This is a genomic window from Bradyrhizobium sp. USDA 4449 (genome assembly GCF_054056275.1).
On the sequence record NZ_JBSRYD010000001.1, the window covers coordinates 6430626 to 6446581 of the forward strand.

The 15956-nt window shown below is 64.4% G+C and carries 12 protein-coding genes; 2 read left to right on the forward strand and 10 right to left on the reverse strand.

The annotated features are described in order from the left end of the window. The 8 genes from ACVIIW_RS30170 to ACVIIW_RS30205 all read right to left on the reverse strand — a co-directional run bounded on the left by ACVIIW_RS30170 (window position 1) and on the right by ACVIIW_RS30205 (window position 12250). Window positions 1–2688, reverse strand: a complete 2688-nt coding sequence (locus ACVIIW_RS30170) for a PAS domain S-box protein (RefSeq protein ID WP_456704044.1) — start codon at window positions 2686–2688, stop codon at window positions 1–3. A gap of 219 nt (window positions 2689–2907) precedes the next feature. Continuing rightward, on the reverse strand, window positions 2908–3702 hold the full coding sequence (locus ACVIIW_RS30175) for an NUDIX hydrolase (RefSeq protein WP_456704045.1): 795 nt from the start codon (window positions 3700–3702) through the stop codon (window positions 2908–2910). A gap of 4 nt (window positions 3703–3706) precedes the next feature. Continuing rightward, window positions 3707–4660, reverse strand: a complete 954-nt coding sequence (locus ACVIIW_RS30180) for a dihydrodipicolinate synthase family protein (protein WP_456704046.1) — start codon at window positions 4658–4660, stop codon at window positions 3707–3709. A gap of 66 nt (window positions 4661–4726) precedes the next feature. Beyond that, window positions 4727–5605: an SDR family oxidoreductase gene (locus ACVIIW_RS30185; RefSeq protein WP_456704047.1), complete on the reverse strand. Its 879-nt coding sequence runs from the start codon at window positions 5603–5605 to the stop codon at window positions 4727–4729. Window positions 5606–5685: 80 nt separating this feature from the next. Then, window positions 5686–6546 carry a MaoC/PaaZ C-terminal domain-containing protein gene (locus tag ACVIIW_RS30190; protein WP_456704048.1) on the reverse strand — a complete coding sequence of 287 codons (861 nt, stop codon included), beginning with the start codon at window positions 6544–6546 and terminating at the stop codon, window positions 5686–5688. A gap of 206 nt (window positions 6547–6752) precedes the next feature. After that, a complete protein-coding gene (locus ACVIIW_RS30195) occupies window positions 6753–7142 on the reverse strand; it encodes a Zn-ribbon domain-containing OB-fold protein (RefSeq protein WP_456704049.1) in 390 nt (129 codons plus the stop codon). After that, complete coding sequence (locus ACVIIW_RS30200; RefSeq protein ID WP_456704050.1) at window positions 7142–8299, reverse strand: thiolase domain-containing protein; 1158 nt, start codon at window positions 8297–8299, stop codon at window positions 7142–7144. Before ACVIIW_RS30200 ends, ACVIIW_RS30195 begins: the two co-directional genes overlap by 1 nt. 459 nt (window positions 8300–8758) lie before the next feature. Beyond that, on the reverse strand, window positions 8759–12250 hold the full coding sequence (locus ACVIIW_RS30205) for an indolepyruvate ferredoxin oxidoreductase family protein (RefSeq protein ID WP_456704051.1): 3492 nt from the start codon (window positions 12248–12250) through the stop codon (window positions 8759–8761). Window positions 12251–12530: 280 nt separating this feature from the next. Between ACVIIW_RS30205 and ACVIIW_RS30210 the strand changes: the two genes are divergently transcribed. Next, complete coding sequence (locus ACVIIW_RS30210) at window positions 12531–13733, forward strand: c-type cytochrome (protein WP_456704052.1); 1203 nt, start codon at window positions 12531–12533, stop codon at window positions 13731–13733. 70 nt (window positions 13734–13803) lie between these two features. Here the strand turns inward: ACVIIW_RS30210 and ACVIIW_RS30215 are convergent, their stop codons facing one another. Beyond that, window positions 13804–14448: a trimeric intracellular cation channel family protein gene (locus tag ACVIIW_RS30215; RefSeq protein WP_456704053.1), complete on the reverse strand. Its 645-nt coding sequence runs from the start codon at window positions 14446–14448 to the stop codon at window positions 13804–13806. A 165-nt stretch (window positions 14449–14613) separates the two neighbouring features. On the opposite strand from ACVIIW_RS30215, the gene ACVIIW_RS30220 reads away from it, so the two are divergent. Then, entirely contained in the window at window positions 14614–15042 is a 429-nt protein-coding gene (locus ACVIIW_RS30220; RefSeq protein ID WP_456704054.1) for a hypothetical protein, read from the forward strand. A 60-nt stretch (window positions 15043–15102) separates the two neighbouring features. Here ACVIIW_RS30220 and ACVIIW_RS30225 read toward each other — a convergent pair whose 3' ends face one another. Next, window positions 15103–15912: an isocitrate lyase/PEP mutase family protein gene (locus ACVIIW_RS30225; protein ID WP_456704055.1), complete on the reverse strand. Its 810-nt coding sequence runs from the start codon at window positions 15910–15912 to the stop codon at window positions 15103–15105. Window positions 15913–15956: the final 44 nt, after the last annotated feature.

The window sequence follows — 15956 nt, forward strand, 5'->3', positions numbered from 1 at the left end:
CTATTCGGCAGCCTGCTCCAGCGGCGCCGTGCGCGGCAGGATGATCTGGATCCGCGTACCGCTGCCCGGCTCGGAAACGAGATCGAGTCGCCCGCCGAGCCGGTTGGTGACGATGCTGTAGACGATGTGCAGCCCCAAACCGGTGCCGCCTTGGTCGCGCCGCGTCGTGAAAAACGGATCGAAGGCACGGCGGCGCACGTCGAGCGACATGCCGCAGCCATTGTCTGAGACGATAATCTCGACATTGTCCTTGCCGGATTCGCGCACCTGGATGTCGATGATGCCAGGACGTCCGTTCGGAAAAGCATGCGCGACCGAATTCAGGAACAGATTGGTCAGCACCTGGCCGTACGGGCCGGGATAGCTGTTCATGGTCAGGTTAGGCTGGCACTCGACGTTGAGCGTGAGATTCTGCTTGCGCAGCCCCGGGCGCAGGCTCATCACCACCTGCTCGGTGAGGTCGGCGAGGTCGAAGCTGCGCTGGTCAGAGTAGTTGCGGTCGGCCGCGACCTGTTTGAAGGACTGGATCAGCTCGGCGGCGCGGTTGAGATTGGAGACCAACTGCGAGGAGGCGTCGCGGCTGGTGTTGAGGTAATCGTTGAGGGTCGAGCGGCGAAGCTCGCCGCGCTCGACCTCGGCAGTGAACATCGCGGTCTTGCGCTCCAGCGCCGAGGCGACAGTCAGGCTGATGCCGACGGGGTTGTTGACCTCGTGCGCCACGCCGGCGACCAGGCGTCCGAGGGCCGCGAGCTTTTCGGCCTCGATCAGCGAGGCCTGGGTCTCGCGCAGATTGCGCAGCGCGGTCTCAGCGGAGTCCTTGGCCTTCCGCATTTCCTGTTCACCGCGCTTGCGCTCGCCGATGTCGAGCGCCACGGTGACGATCCGCTCGATCTCACCCTCGGCATCGAGCAGCGGCAGCTTGTTGACCAGCCATTGCCGCATGTTGCCGGAGGCGTCCTTGTACTCCTCCTCGTAGAATCCGAGCCCCTTTCGCAAGGCCAGCACGCGCTTGTCGTTCTCGTCGGTCTTGGCGGCGCCGTAGCGGGACATCAGATCGGCGGTGGTGCGGCCGAGCGCATCGCCGGGTTCGATACCGAAGATGCCTGCCATATAGCGGTTCATCAGCACGTAACGGAGGTCGCGGTCCTTGACGTTGATGACGGCGGGCACGGTGTCGATGACCTGCTGGAGCAGGCGCCGGCCTTCGGCGATGGCATCTTCCGCCCGCTTCTGGTCGGTGATGTCGCGTAACGTACCCTCGTAGCGGACGATCGTGCCCTGCTCGTCCCGTACCCCCGTCGCACTGTCGGAGAGCCAGAGGATGTTGCCGCTGCGTTGGCGGACCTGGTACTCGAACTCGCGCACAATGCCGTCGCGATGCATCAGCCGCTGGTACTCCACGCGGGCCTCGGGATCGACATAGATGGTGTGGGCGATATCGTTGATGCTGTCGATCAGGTGCTGCGGGCTGTCATAGCCCATCATCCGTGCCAGCGCCGGATTGGCGTTGAGGAGATCGCCTGCCGGCGTCGTCACGTAAATGCCGTCGACCGACCCCTCGAATAGCTTGCGATAGCTCTCTTCCGCCAGCCGCTGCTCGGTGAGCGCCCGCACCGCCGCTTCGCGTGCCGTGTCGGCCTCCTCCAGCGCGCGGCGGAACACCTCCGCCGCGCGGGCAATATCGCCGATCTCGTTGTTGAGATCGGCCGACGGGATCGAGGTCCTTTTCTCGCCCGCCGCGAGGGCACGAATGGAGCGCGCGATCTGGGCCAACGGACGCACCGTCCGCCCCACGACGAAAACGGCGGCGAGGATGCCGATCAACACGCCCATGCTGCCGAGCACGATGCTCTGCCAGCGCGCTTCCGCAAGCGTCCGGGCGAAGTCGCGCGACAGCACATGGCCGCGGCGGTCGCTGACGTCACGGAGCAATTCGGTGACGCGGCCGATCAACCGGCCCTCGGTTCCCAGCACCTCACGATCGATATCGGCGATCTGCCGTTCGCGCACCGCGACTGCGATGATGGCATCGGCGTAATTGTTCACCGCGGTCTTCAGCTTGCCATCGGCAATGTCCATTGTCCGCATGCCCAGCGCGGCCTGTTCGGCTGCGGAGGGATTGCGCGCGAGCAATCCAAGCGCGATCCGGCTCTGGGCCTCCGACAGGCGCGCGGCGAGATCACGGTCGCCGCTTTCGGAGACCGCGGCGTCGAATTGGTCGCGCAGCGGGGGCAGCCCGGCTAGCAGTTGCGCACGGCGATCGATCAAGGTCGATATCCGGTCCAGCCCGCTCCGGTAGGTCGCAAGCCGCTCGGAGACGCCGTCGATCATGTCCTGCTGTTCGGGCGCCAGCTCGATTCGGGTCTTCTTGAGGATGTCGCTCAGCGTCGAGGCCGCCTCGCCGACCTGTTTGAACTGGATGCCGGCGCCGGGATCGGTGACGAAGTCACGCGCGGCGAGCCGCAAATCGTTCATGCGGCGGTCGATGTCCTCTGCGAGGTCGCCGACGCTTTGCAGCCGCTGGAGTTCGGCGAAGGTGGCGTCGATATGCCGGATCGCGATCACGCTGGCAGTCGAGGTGACGATGATCACCGCCAGCACCAGGATGAAGCTGCCGAACGTCATCTGGCCGATCGACAGCGAAAACGATCGCTTCTGCGGCGGATTCGGTGGCGTTTCGACGGACATTGGGGCTGAACCGGACTCCATACCCGCCCTATATACGCCGTATCGCCCCTCCGGGGGAACATGCCTCCGCGAGGCGGAACGGGTTGTTTTTCATGATGGTTTAGCGACGGCTGGGCCGCCGGGCCGGAAACCTGAGGTCCATGGCGATCGGTCCACGCTGCCATGGACGAACTTCAGGGCCTCGGCGCTCCCCAATACTTCGTTTGATATCGAAGTATTCTAGCCGACCGCGCCGACCTCGAACACCTCACCGTCATAGCCTGCTTCGCGGGGGATGCGGAGCTGGCGGCCGGTTTCGGTCTTGGTCATGACCGGCATCACCGTGACAATGGACATGCCTTTGGCATGCTCGAGTGCCGCCTTCACGTTCGGCTGCTTGGCGAGCCGGATCAGATTGCGCGTGGTCGGGAACGGCAACTTGAAGCGACCGCTCTCACCGCCCTCCACTGCCTCGCGCGCCGACAACCAGATCGAATCGGTGGACTCGCGTCCATCATGCGCGCCGAGCTGGTCGGGCGGTGCCGCGGCGAGGAAGAACCAGGTGTCGAAGCGCTTGGGCATCCCCTCCGGCGTGATCCAGTGCGCATAGGGCACGAGCGTGTCGAGCGCGAGCTGGAGATCGTTATCGGCGAGAATGCTGAGAAAGCTGATCTTGTGCTCGTTGAGCGCGACGCGATGCGCGTCGGCGATCTCGCCGGCGCGCTTCGCGTCGATAGGCGTGTTCGAACCATTGGAACGCGCCAGCAGGATGCCGCTCTCTTCGAACGTTTCGCGGATCGCGGCGATCCGAAAACCGCGGTCCGCTTCGCTCAAGGCTTCACCGCCCGAGTAGAGATCGGAACGCTTGACGATCTCCTGATCGCCGGCATCCACGCTTCCCCCGGGAAACACCAGCGCGCCCGAGTTGAACTCGATCTGATGATGGCGCACCATCATGAAGATCTCGACTTCCTTCGCTCCGTCACGAAGCAGAAGGATCGTCGAGGCCGGGCGTGATGCTGATATCTCGGGCATTCAACTAACCTGCGGCGCTGGATTGCGGGCCGAGATTGGCGCGCTTGTCGAAACGAGCGACGCGCGACAAGAGATAATCGACTTCCGCCTTTGCCGTTGCCGTTATCGTTGCCCCCGGCTTGCGCTGTGCGCTGGAGGCGATGATGCCGCGCTTCTGCAGCACGTATTTGCGCACGGTGAGGCCGACGCCGGGCTGCTGCTCGTAGCGGATCAGCGGCAGATGCGCGTCGAAGATGTCATGCGCGGCATCGCGCTTGCCGGCCTTGGAAAGGTTGACGACGTCGATCAGAAGCTCGGGGAAAGCGTAGCCGGTCATGGCACCGTCGGCGCCGCGCTCCAACTCGAAGTCCAGGAACGTGCCGCCATTGCCGCAGAGGATCGAGAGCGGACGGAGCGAGCCATCCTTCTGGAAGCCGCGCAACGTCGTGATCTTCTCCAGGCCCGGCCAGTCCTCGTGCTTGAGCATCACGCAGTTCGGATTGTCCATGACGATCTTGCGGATCACGGCGGGAGTGAACACCACCGTGAGCGTCAGTGGATAATCTTGGAGCACCCATGGCACGTCGGGGCCGATCGCCTCGGCCGCCTGCTTGAAATACCCGACGATCTGGTCGTCGGTGCGAAGCGAGGGCGGCGGCGCGATCATGACGCCGGCGGCGCCCGCGTCCATCGAGGCCCTGGCCAGCGAGCGCATGGTGGCAAAGCCGGGCGCCGAGACCCCGACGATCACCTGCATCTTCTTGGCGCGCTTGACGTAGCGCACCGCCACCTGCTCGGCTTCGGCGGCGTCCAACTTCGGAGCCTCGCCGAGAATCCCGAGCACCGTGACGCCGTCGCAGCCGACCTCCTCGTAGAAATCGGTCAGGCGATCGATCGAGCGCTCGTCGATGCGGCCGTCGTCGTGGAACGGCGTCGGCGCGATTGCGAAGGTGCCCTTAGCGTCGGCGGTGAGTCTCATCAGTCTCTCTCTTTCTCCGTCATTCCCGGACGCGCGGAAGCGCGAAGCCGGAATGACACAATCAGCCTAAAACCGCCGCGCGCCCATCTTGATCTGCTCTTCGGAGAAGAAGATCTCCCGGGCATGCTCAACGATGTCCTGGGCGTTCCAGCCCGTGTGCGGCGGCTTCCAGCCTTCCATCTCCATCATCCGCATTTCGCGCACACCACGGGGCCCGGACACGCCCAGCACCTTGCCGGTCTGATCGCCGGACAAATCGCTGACCATGTATAGCACGGCCGGCGCAATGCCGTCCGGCCCAAGCGCCGCCGAGGGGTTCTCCTTGTAGCGGGGCAGGTCTGCGGTCATGCGGGTCAGTGCGCCCGGGGCGAGCGTCCAGATCCGGATGTTGTACTTCCGGCCCTCGATCGCCAGCACGTTGGAGAGGCCCCAGATGCCGCCCTTGGCGGCCCCGTAATTGGTCTGGCCGAAATTGCCGATCAGCCCTGAGGTCGATGAGGTGTTGACGATGACGCCGCCGCCGTTCTCCCGCATCCAGCGAAACACCGGCATCGTGCAACAGAAGGTGCCTTTCAGATGCACCTTGATGACCCTGTCCCAGTCGGCCTCGGAGGCCTTGTGAAAGGTCTGGTCGCGCAAAATGCCGGCATTGTTGACCAGGATGTCGGCGCGGCCAAAATGCTTGATGGCGTCGTCGAACACCGACTGGCCGCCTTCCATGGTCGAGATGTCGGCGCCGTTCGCGACCGCCTTGCCGCCCTCGGCCTTGATCGCGTCCACCACGAGCTGCGCCATCGAGGTGTCGGCGCCGGAGCCGTCGCGGGGCCCGCCGAGATCGTTGACGACGACCGAGGCCCCTTCCCGCGCGAACAGCTTTGCGTAGGCCTCACCGAGCCCCCCGCCCGCGCCGGTGATCAGCGCGACCTTGCCGTCGAGTAATCCCATGATGGTTTCTCCCTGTTTTGCTGTTCCCTGTCCGAAACGCGATGCAGCGTGAAAGGCTGCGTCCGGGACACGAGATCTCCCTAGCCCAGCACCGTCTTGCCGTTCTTGATCACCGTAACGCCGCGCGAATTCACCTTGGCTTCGAACGAGATCACATTGCCGTCCTTCCAGAGGTCCATGGTCACCGTCTCACCCGGATAAACAGGCGAGGAGAACCGCGCGACGTGCTGGCGGAAGGCTGATGCGTCGTAGTCGGCATAGGTCTGCAGCACACCACGGCAGGTGATGCCGTAGGTGCACATGCCGTGCAGGATGGGGCGCGGGAAGCCGGCCTTCCTGGCGAATTCGGGATCGCTGTGGAGCGGGTTGCGATCGCCGCAGAGGCGATAGACGAGCGCCTGGTCAGGGCGCGTGACGATGTCGATGGTCTTGTCGGGTGCGCGCGAAGGCATCTTGTGCGGATCGGGCTGAGCCAGGTTCGGCCCGCCGAAGCCGCCATCACCGCGGGCAAAGCGGGAGGCGACCAGCGTGGCGAGCTTCTCGCCCTTCTCGTTCTTCAGCACGGTCTGGTGCGAGATGACGACGCCCTTGTCCTTGCCCTTGTCGTAGACCTCGACGACGGAAGAATCGGCGGTGATGTTCGCGGCCACGGGCAGCGGCTGGTGAAAGGTGATGTCGCGCTCGCCATCGACCACCATGACGCGGTTGAGGTTCATCTCGCCCGGGCCCGAGCCCCAGGCCGCGACGGAGGCAAAGGTCGGCACCACCTTCAGCGGCCGCGGCGTGAAGGTACCTTCATTGACGAAGGCGAGTTCGTTCTCGTCCAAGGGATCGGCACCGAGACCGATGCCGCAGGCGTAGAGCATCACCTCGCGATCGCCATAGGCATATTTCTGGCCGAGGTTTTTGAGGGCTTTGAGCTCTTCGTATCTGGCGGACATTTGTTTGTGTTCCTCCCGGCGTCTGTCTCAGCGAGCAGCGGCGCTCGTTAATGTGCCCTCTCCCCTTGTGAGAGAGGGCGACGAGAGCCGTGCGGCAAACTCGTTTGGGTGAGGGGTTGCTTCCTCGGCAAAAGTCTCTGTGGAGAGAACCCTTCATCCGGCGCTTCGCGCCACCTTCTCCCGCAAGGGGAGAAGGGAAGTAAGAACTACACCGGCGTGAAGAACGGCAGCGGTGCCCCATCGGTCGGCTTGAACACCACCTTCACCTTCTGACCGATCTTCAGCTTCTCGAGATCGCAGTCGACGAAATTGGTTTGCACCGACGGGCCCTCCTTCAGCGTGACGTAGCCGATGGCATAAGGACCGCTCGGCGACTTCCGCATCAGGCTCCAGGTGTAGATCGTGCCCTCGCCCGACGCCTCTTCCCATACCGTCTTGTCGGAGTAGCAGAACGGACAGATCGAGCGCGGGAAGTAGTGCGCTTCGCCGCAGGCGGTGCAGCGCTTGATCATGAACTTGCCCTGCCTGGCCGCGTCCCAGAACGCCGCGGTTTCCGGATTGGTCACCGGGGCCGGATACTTCCTAGCTTCGCTCATCACACGCGCTCCAGAATGGCCGTCGAGGCGGCGTGGCGGACACCCAAGAGACCGCCGGTGCCGTGGGCGATGGCGAGATCGCAGTTCCTGACCTGCACCTTCGGATGCGCCTCGCCGCGCAGCTGCCTGACGGCCTCGATGATCTTGGTCATGCCGCCGCGATTGACGGGATGGTTGCTGCAAAGGCCGCCACCGTCGGTGTTGAATGGCAGCTTGCCGACCCCGGAAATCAGATTGCCGTCGGCGACGAACTTGCCGCCCTCGCCCTTCTTGCAGAAACCGAGGTCCTCGAGCTGCATCAGCACCGTGATGGTGAAGCTGTCGTAGATCGAGGCGTATTTGATGTCCTTCGGCGTGATACCGGCTTCCTCGAACGCGCGCGGGCCGGACCAGATGCCGGCCGAGTATGTGAGATCGAGGTCCTTGCCGCCGCGCGGGCCCTTCATCGCCTCGCCATGGCCGATCAGCTTGACCAGCGGCTTCTTCAGGCTCCTGGCGATCTCGGGCGTCGTCACGATCAGCGCGCCGCCGCCATCGGAGACGACGCAGCAGTCCATGCGATGCAGGGGATCGGAGATCATCGGCGAGTTCAGGACATCCTCGACGGTCACAACGTCCTTGAGCATCGCATGGGGATTGTATTGCGCGTGGTGCGAGGCCGCGACCTTGATCCAGGCGAGCTGTTCGCTCGTCGTGCCATAGTCGTGCATGTGGCGCATGGCACACATGCCATAGGCATTGTGCGTGGTCGCGCCGTAAGCGGATTCGAAATCGAGCTCGGCCCCGGCGGCCCGCGGCGGCATCACGCCAGAGCGCGGCTTGCCGGCGAGCGTGATCAGCGCGATCGAGCACTTGCCCGCCGCGATTGCTTCAGCCGCATGGCCAAGGTGGATGATGTAGGAACAACCACCGGTCTCCGTGGAATCGACGTGACGAAGTTTTTTCGTGTTGAGACCGAGATAATCGACCATCGGCCAGGCGCCCCCGGGCGCATCGCCCGCGCAGAAATAGCCGTCGACATCGTCCTTGCTGATCCCGGCATCCTCGATCGCCCCCTTGGCGACCTCGGCGTGGAGCTGGGCGGTGGATTTGTCCGGCGCATGCCGGGTCGGGTGCTCGTAGATCCCGGCAATGTAGGCCTTGCCCTTGATGGTCAAAACAGAGGTCTCCGCTCGCGTTTCTTCTTGGCTCTTTTTTCTGAACCGCACCGGGCGGATTGGCAAGCGCGGAAATATTCCGTCGGGCGAGAGGACAGCGGGTGGGCGCAAGCGAGGTCGGTCATGGAGGGCCGCTCTGCTCCCGCGCCGTCCTGCGAGCGCAGCGAAGCAATCCAGGACTTTCTCCGCGGGTGTATTTCCGGATTGCTTCGCTGCGCCCGCAATGACGGAAGAGGCAGCGGAAATCCCAACGGTGTTCAGCCCGACGGCACAAGCAATTTTCGTTTGATCGAAAAATGGGCCCGCGTTCGAAAAACAACCCCATGCACAGTAGAGCAGTGGTTGATTTAAAAGGATAAATCGCAGCGCGGATTAGCCGGAGGCGTAATTCGCCGATTTGGCCTCCGCGGCAGCTGGGGTGGCGGATCACGCTTGGCTAATCCGCCCCACCAGACCGCCCTACTCCGCGGCAATCTGCCTTGGCGCTGGCGGCGGGCTCGCCAAATCGGCGGCGAGCTGGGCGTAACGGGCCTTGGCGTCGGCGACGGCCTTCTCCTTCACCGGGCCGTAGCCGCGGATGCGGTCGGGCAGCGAGAGCAGTTCGACCGAGGTATCGATCGTGACCGGCGACAACAGGCCGAGCACGGTGGCGACGTCCTTCTCGTAGCCGACGATCAGATCGCGCTCGAGCTTGCGGTCGGCGCTGCGGCCGAAGAAGTCGAGCGGCGTGCCGCGGAGGAATTTGAGCTTCGCCAGCACACCGAACACCTTCAGCATCCACGGGCCGAAGGCGCGCTTCTTCGGACGACCCAGCGCATCGACGCCGCTCGCCAAGATCGGTGGGGCCAGGTTGAAGCTGAACTTGTAGTCGCCCTCGAACTGGTCGCTGAGCTGTTTTGCGAAAGCGCCGTCGGTGAAGAGGCGCGCGACTTCGTACTCGTCCTTGTAAGCGAGCAGCTTTGCATAGTTGATCGCGACTGCGCGCGGCAGCGCATCGCCGTAGCCGCCCTTCACCGCGGCATCACGGACCTGGTCAACCAACTTGCGATAGCGCTTGGCCAGGCGGCCGTTCTGGTAGGCGGTGAGATGCTTGACGCGATGCTCGATGACTTCGTCGAGCGTCATGGCATCCAGTGTCTTGGGCGCTGCGACCTCGTCCGTGCCCTTCAGCATCTCGGCGAGGCGTGCCGGATCCGCGACCGCGAGGCGGCCGAGGCGGAAGGCTTCCTTGTTCATCTTGATCGCGACGCCGTTGACCTCGATTGCCTGCTCGATCGCTTCCGCCGACAGCGGGAACAGTCCCTTCTGATAGGCATAGCCCATCATCATCATGTTGGTGGCGATGCTGTCGCCGAGCAGCCGCTCCGCGGGCTTGGTGAAGTCGAAGAACACGGAATCCTTGTGCAGCGCCGTCTCTAACAGTCCGTTCAGCTTGCGGGTCTGGAAATCGAAGTCGCGGTTGAGGACGAAGTCGGCGGTCGGGATCAGGTGGCTGTTTATGATGCCGCGGGTGCGGGTGCTATCGCAGAGCGAGATCGTGTCCTTGGCGACTGCGACCACCTCGTCGGCGGCGAGCACGACATCGGCCGTACCGGTGACGATGCGCGAGCAGGTCACCTCGGCCGGGTGATCGGAGAGGCGCACGTGGCTCAGCACCGCGCCGCCCTTCTGCGCAAGGCCGGACATGTCGAGGATCATCGAGGCCTTGCCTTCGATGTGCGCGGCCATTCCGAGCAGCGCACCGATGGTGAGCACACCGGTGCCGCCGACGCCGCCGACCGCGATGTTGTAGGGCTTGTCGAGCGCCGGCCGCGACGCCGGCTCGGGAATCGCGCCGATATCGCCGAGATCGGCCGGCGCTCGGTGCCGTGGCGCGCCGCCGTCGATGGTGACGAAGGACGGGCAAAAACCCTTCAGGCAGGAATAATCCTTGTTGCAGGACGACTGGTTGATGGCGCGCTTGCGGCCGAACTCGGTCTCCAGCGGCTCGACCGAGATGCAATTCGATTGCACCGAGCAATCGCCGCAGCCCTCGCAAACGGCCGGGTTGATCATGACCCGGCGCGCCGGATCTTCCATCAGGCCGCGCTTGCGGCGGCGGCGCTTTTCGGCGGCGCAGGTCTGCACGAACACGATCGCCGAAGTGCCCTTGTACTCGCGGCACATCTTCATGACGTTCTGCAGTTCGTCACGGTGAAATTTCTTGACGCCGGGCGCGATCGTGTCGGCCGGATAGGCATCGGGGTTCTCCGAGACGAGATAGATCTCGCTGATGCCCTCGGCGTGCAGCTGGGCCATGATCTTCTGCGGCGACAGATCGCCGTCGTGGCGCTGGCCGCCGGTCATGGCCACCGCATCGTTGTAGAGGATCTTGTAGGTGATGTTGGCCTTGGAGGCGATCGCCTGCCGGATCGCCAGAATGCCCGAATGGAAATAGGTCCCGTCGCCGAGGTTCGCGAAAATGTGGTTCTCGTTGGTGAAAGGCGCGATCCCGACCCACGGCACGCCCTCGCCGCCCATATGGGTGAACGTCTCGGTCGAGCGGTCCATCCACAGCGCCATGAAGTGACAGCCGATGCCGGCCATGGCGCGGCTGCCTTCGGGGACTTTTGTCGATGTGTTGTGAGGACAGCCGGAGCAGAAATACGGCGTGCGGGAGACAGGCGCCGTGGGGATCATCTGGGACGCCTGGCGGCCGTTGAACCAGTCGGCCTTGGCGCGGAGCATCTCCGCGATCTCGGGGTTGAGATCAAGTCGAAGCAGTCGCTCGGTCAGCGAGGTCGCAAGCGAGGCAACGCTGAGCTCGGCGGCGAAGGTCAGGAAGCGCTTGTCGTGCTCGTCCATCTTGCCGACGATGCGCGGGCGCACGTCGTCCCGCCAGTTGAACAGCTCCTGCTTCACCTGGTTCTCGACGATCTCGCGGCGCTCTTCGACAATGAAGATCTCTTCCAGCCCGACAGCGAACTGGCGCACGCCTTCCGGCTCCAGCGGCCAGGGCATGCCGATCTTGTAGAGGCGAAGGCCTATCTTGGCGGCGACCTGCTCGGTAATCCCAAGCTCGCGCAGCGCCTGGCGGACGTCCTCGTAGCTCTTGCCCGAGGCCATGATGCCGAATCGGGCGTTCGGCGAATCCATGGTGATGCGGTTGACCTTGTTGGCGCGCGCAAAGGCGATCGCGGCAAAGCCCTTGTAGTCCTGCAGGCGGCGGTCCTGCTCGAAGCGATCGTCGGGCCAGCGCAGATTGAGGCCGCCGGGCGGCAGCTCGAAATCCGGGGGGATGATGAAAGGCTTCATTTCGTCGGTGAGATCGATCTCGGCGGTGGTCTCCACCGTCTCCGTGATCACCTTCATGCCGACCCAGCAGCCCGAATAGCGCGACATCGCGATGCCGAGCAGGCCCATCTCGATCATCTCGTGAATGCTCGAGGGATAGAGATACGGCATCAGCGCCGAGATGAAGGCATGGTCGGACTGGTGCGGGACGGTCGAGGATTTCGCGCCGTGGTCGTCGCCGGCGAGGCACAGCACGCCGCCGTTCTTGGCGGAGCCCGCCGCGTTGCCGTGGCGGAAGACGTCGCCGCAGCGGTCGACGCCCGGACCCTTGCCGTACCAGATGCCCACGACACCATCATACTTCGCACCGGGCGAGAGGTTGAGCTGCTGCGAGCCCCAGACCGCGGTTGCCGCCAGATCCTCGTTCACGCCGGGCTGGAATTTGATGTTGTACTGCTCGAGGTGCTTGCGAGCGGCGAAGAGCTGCTGATCGTAGCCGCCGAGCGGCGAGCCGCGATAGCCGGAGATGAAGCCCGCGGTGTTCAGGCCGGCGGCGCGGTCGCGGCGAATCTGGGCCATCGGCAAACGGACCAGCGCCTGGATGCCCGTCGTGAAAATATGGCCGGTGTCCTGGGTGTATTTCTGATCGAGACTGATCGGACCCTGGTTGATGCCCATCGTTGTCCTCTTCCGCCCTTTTGAGCGTTGGCTGCTTAAGCCGTTGCCTGCCCGTTGTTTTTAGCTAGGGCGCGCCGACCATCGCCGCCACTCTATGTCGGATATTCAACGCAAAGCATCACAAATCTGGGCCTGCCGCGGCGGCGGGAAAAAAACGCAATTTCGTGGCCGGAAAGGCATTGGCGATTTTCAATTTGTGTCACCATAGCCCGCCGTCGCGAAATGACGTGACGCCCGTATGATGCGAATGGGCGATGAGTCGCAGCAAGAAGGGTCGAGGATGCGGGGGATTCTGGCGGGCCTGATCTTGTGCAGTGCGATTGCGCGCGCGGCAGTTGCCGCCGAGCCGTCGCCCGAGCTGATCGCCGCCGGCAAGACGCTGGTCGAGGCCGGCGACTGCGCGGGCTGCCACACAGCCGATCCGGCAAAGCCGTTCGCCGGGGGCAAACGCATCGACACGCCGTTCGGCGCGATCTATGCGCCGAACCTGACACCTGATCGCGAGACCGGGATCGGCGCCTGGAGCGACGATAATTTCACCCGCGCCCTGCGCACCGGCACCGCGCCGGACGGCTCGCTTTACTACCCGGCCTTCCCCTACCCCTACTTCACGAAGATGACCAAGGACGACACGCTGGCAATCCGCGCCTATCTCGGCACGCTCGCACCTGTCGTCAGCCGCAACAAGCCGCCGGAGCTGCGTTGGCCCCTCAATTATCGCGTCCTGATGCGCGGCTGGAACTTGCTGTTCTTCACGCCCGGCCTGTTCGAGCCGGACCAGAGCAAGAGCGCGACGTGGAACAGGGGCGGCTATCTCGTCACCGGGCCCGGACATTGCGGCGCCTGTCACACGCCGAAGAACTACTTCGGTGCGGACAAGAGCGCGCAGGCGCTGACCGGCAGCGAGCTCGACGGCTGGTACGCGCCGCGTCTCGATGGCGCCGCGCGCAGCGGGCTGCAATCGTGGAGCGCCGAGGACATCACCGAATATCTACAGAGCGGCCGCAATGCCCGGAGCCATGCCGGCGGCCCGATGGCCGAGGTGATCGTCAATTCGACCTCGAAGATGAGCGATGCCGATGTGCGTGCCATCGCGGTTTACCTGAAGGGCCTGCCGCCGGCGCGCCGCGAGACCATCGTGACGCCGCCTGACGAGAGCGAGATGAAAGCCGGCCAGGCGGTCTATGCAAAGTTCTGCATCGCCTGCCACGAAGCCGACGGCACCGGAGCGCCGCGCATCTATCCGCCGCTGCCGGGCAACGCGCTGCTGCAATCGATCAATCCATCCTCCACCTTGCGCGTCATTCTCGACGGCGCGCACACCGTGACGACGCCGCGGGCGCCGAACACCGGCGAGATGCCGGCCTATGCCAGGCAATTGTCGGATGAGGAGATCGCGGCTGTGGTGAACTACATCCGCAACTCCTGGGGCAATGCCGGCCCGCTGGTGACGCCGGAGCAGGTCGCGAAGGCGCGCAATTGAGGAACGAATGGGAAAAGTGAACGGCGAACGGCGGATCCATTCGCAATTCGCCATTCGCGCGCGACAGCGCTCACCGCTCCTCATCTCCCGTGAACACGAATTTCGGCATCTCCCATTTGTAGCGCACCGCAAGCAGACGGAAGCCGAGGCCGAGCACGAAGGTCAGGATCGTCCAGAGCTCGGCGTTGAGCTCGAGGCCGAATGCAGTCGCGTAGAATAGTCCCGTCACGACTGAAACGCTGGCATAGAGCTCGGAGCGAAACAGCAGCGGGACATCGTTGCAGAGCACGTCGCGCAACACACCGCCGGCGCAGCCGGTCACCATGCCTGAAACGATGACGATCGGCAGCGAGGCATCCATCTGCCAGGCGACGTTGCAGCCGATCATGGTGAAGACGACGAGGCCGATGGCATCCAGCACGATGAAGGCGACGTGCAGCCGATGCACGAGTCGCGCCATCAGGATCGTCACGAGCGCCGAACCGCCCGGTAGCGCCAGGTAGACCGGATTTGCAACCCAGACCAGCGGGTAGTGACCGAGAAACAAGTCGCGCAGCGTGCCCCCGCCAAGCGCTGTGACACAGGCGAGAAGGCAGACACCCACATAGTCCATGCTGCGTCTGCCGGCCGCCAATGCTGCCGTCATGCCCTCCGCCGAGATGGCGATATACGCGAGAAGATGCAGCACGCTGTCGGTTGGCGGCAAGCTCCACATCGGTCAGTTCCCTCGTTGCGGCCATGGAACCCAGGTCCACCGGCTCTTGAGGAACAGGTTCCCGATTCCTCATGAGAGGGCAACATCCGACGAAAGCATAAGAGGGGCGGAACAGAATCTCGCAGCCGAGGGTTGTCACGGCGTAACAACGAGGAGACCCAATCGATGGCAGACGACCGTTTTCCCAACGATCCGTACCGCCCGAACCTCGCCGACGATGAGTATCTTCGCGCGGCGCGCCGGGATGCCGACCTTCAGGTCGATCCTGAGCTCGGCGAAGGCCCCGCCTCCAGCGGCAAGGTTGCGCTGTTCGCGGTGGCGATCGCCCTGGTGCTGGGTGCCGTGTTCTATGGCTTGAACAACTCCAGCACGGGCAACCAGGCGAGCAATACGCCTGCGACGCAGACCGCGCAGCAGACGGCTCCGGCCAACCCGGCCGCGCCTCCCGGCATGCGGGACGTGACCCCGCGTAACAACACCGCACCGGGCGTGACCACGGGCGCCGCCTCCAGCAAGCCGGCCGCACCGGCCCCGGATACGCCTGCGGCAAAGGCGGCACCGGATACGCAGACCCCGTCCGACGGCGCGAAGTAACAATTTGCAACACGAAGCGACAGCGGCGGGATCGAAAGGTCCCGCCGCTTCCGTATGGATCTATCCGAACATCTTGTTGAGCTCGCCGCCGGAATAGCCGGTGCCGAGCTCGGTGAAGGTGCCCTTCTCCGCCATCTCCTTCGCCGCGCGCATGAAGCCGCCCCAGGCGGCGCGGGCGAGCGAGCCGCCGACACTGATGCGGCGCACGCCGAGATCCTCGGCTTCCTTCAACGACAGGCCAGCCGTGCCGATCAGCAGGTTGAACGGCTTGGGTGCGACGGCCTTCACCACGGCGGCGATGTCCTCGCGCGTCTTCAGGCCCGGCGCATAGAGACAGTCGGCGCCGGCATCCGCGTAAGCGGTCAGCCGGTCGATGACGAGCTTGAGATCGGTCACGCCCCAGAGATACGCCTCGCAGCGGCCGACCAGCAGCGTACCGCTGTCGCCGATCGCCTTGCGCGAGGCCTTGATGCGCTCGACCGCGAGCGCGCGCTCATAGATCGGCTTGTCCTTGTCGCCGGTGGAATCCTCGATCGACAGGCCCGCGACGCCGGTGCGCACGCCGCGCGCGACATTTTCCGCGACCTTGTCCGGCTCGACCGCGAAGCCGCCCTCGAAATCCGCGTTCACGGGAATGTCGACAGACGAGCTCAATGCTGCCAGATGCTGACACACGTCCTCGACGGTGACGCGGTTGTCGGCCTTGCCGATGGTCCAGGCAAAGCCCGCGCTCGACGACGCAATGGCCTTGAAACCGAGATGCTGCAACGCCTTGGCGCTCCCGACATCGACGGGATTGGGCAGAATGAAGCATCCGCTCTCGTGCATCTTCCTGAATGTTGCGCGCTTGTCTGCAGTTGTCACATGCATGTTTCTCTCCCGTGTTGGCTGCGCAGAGATGGGGTTGCGCGCTC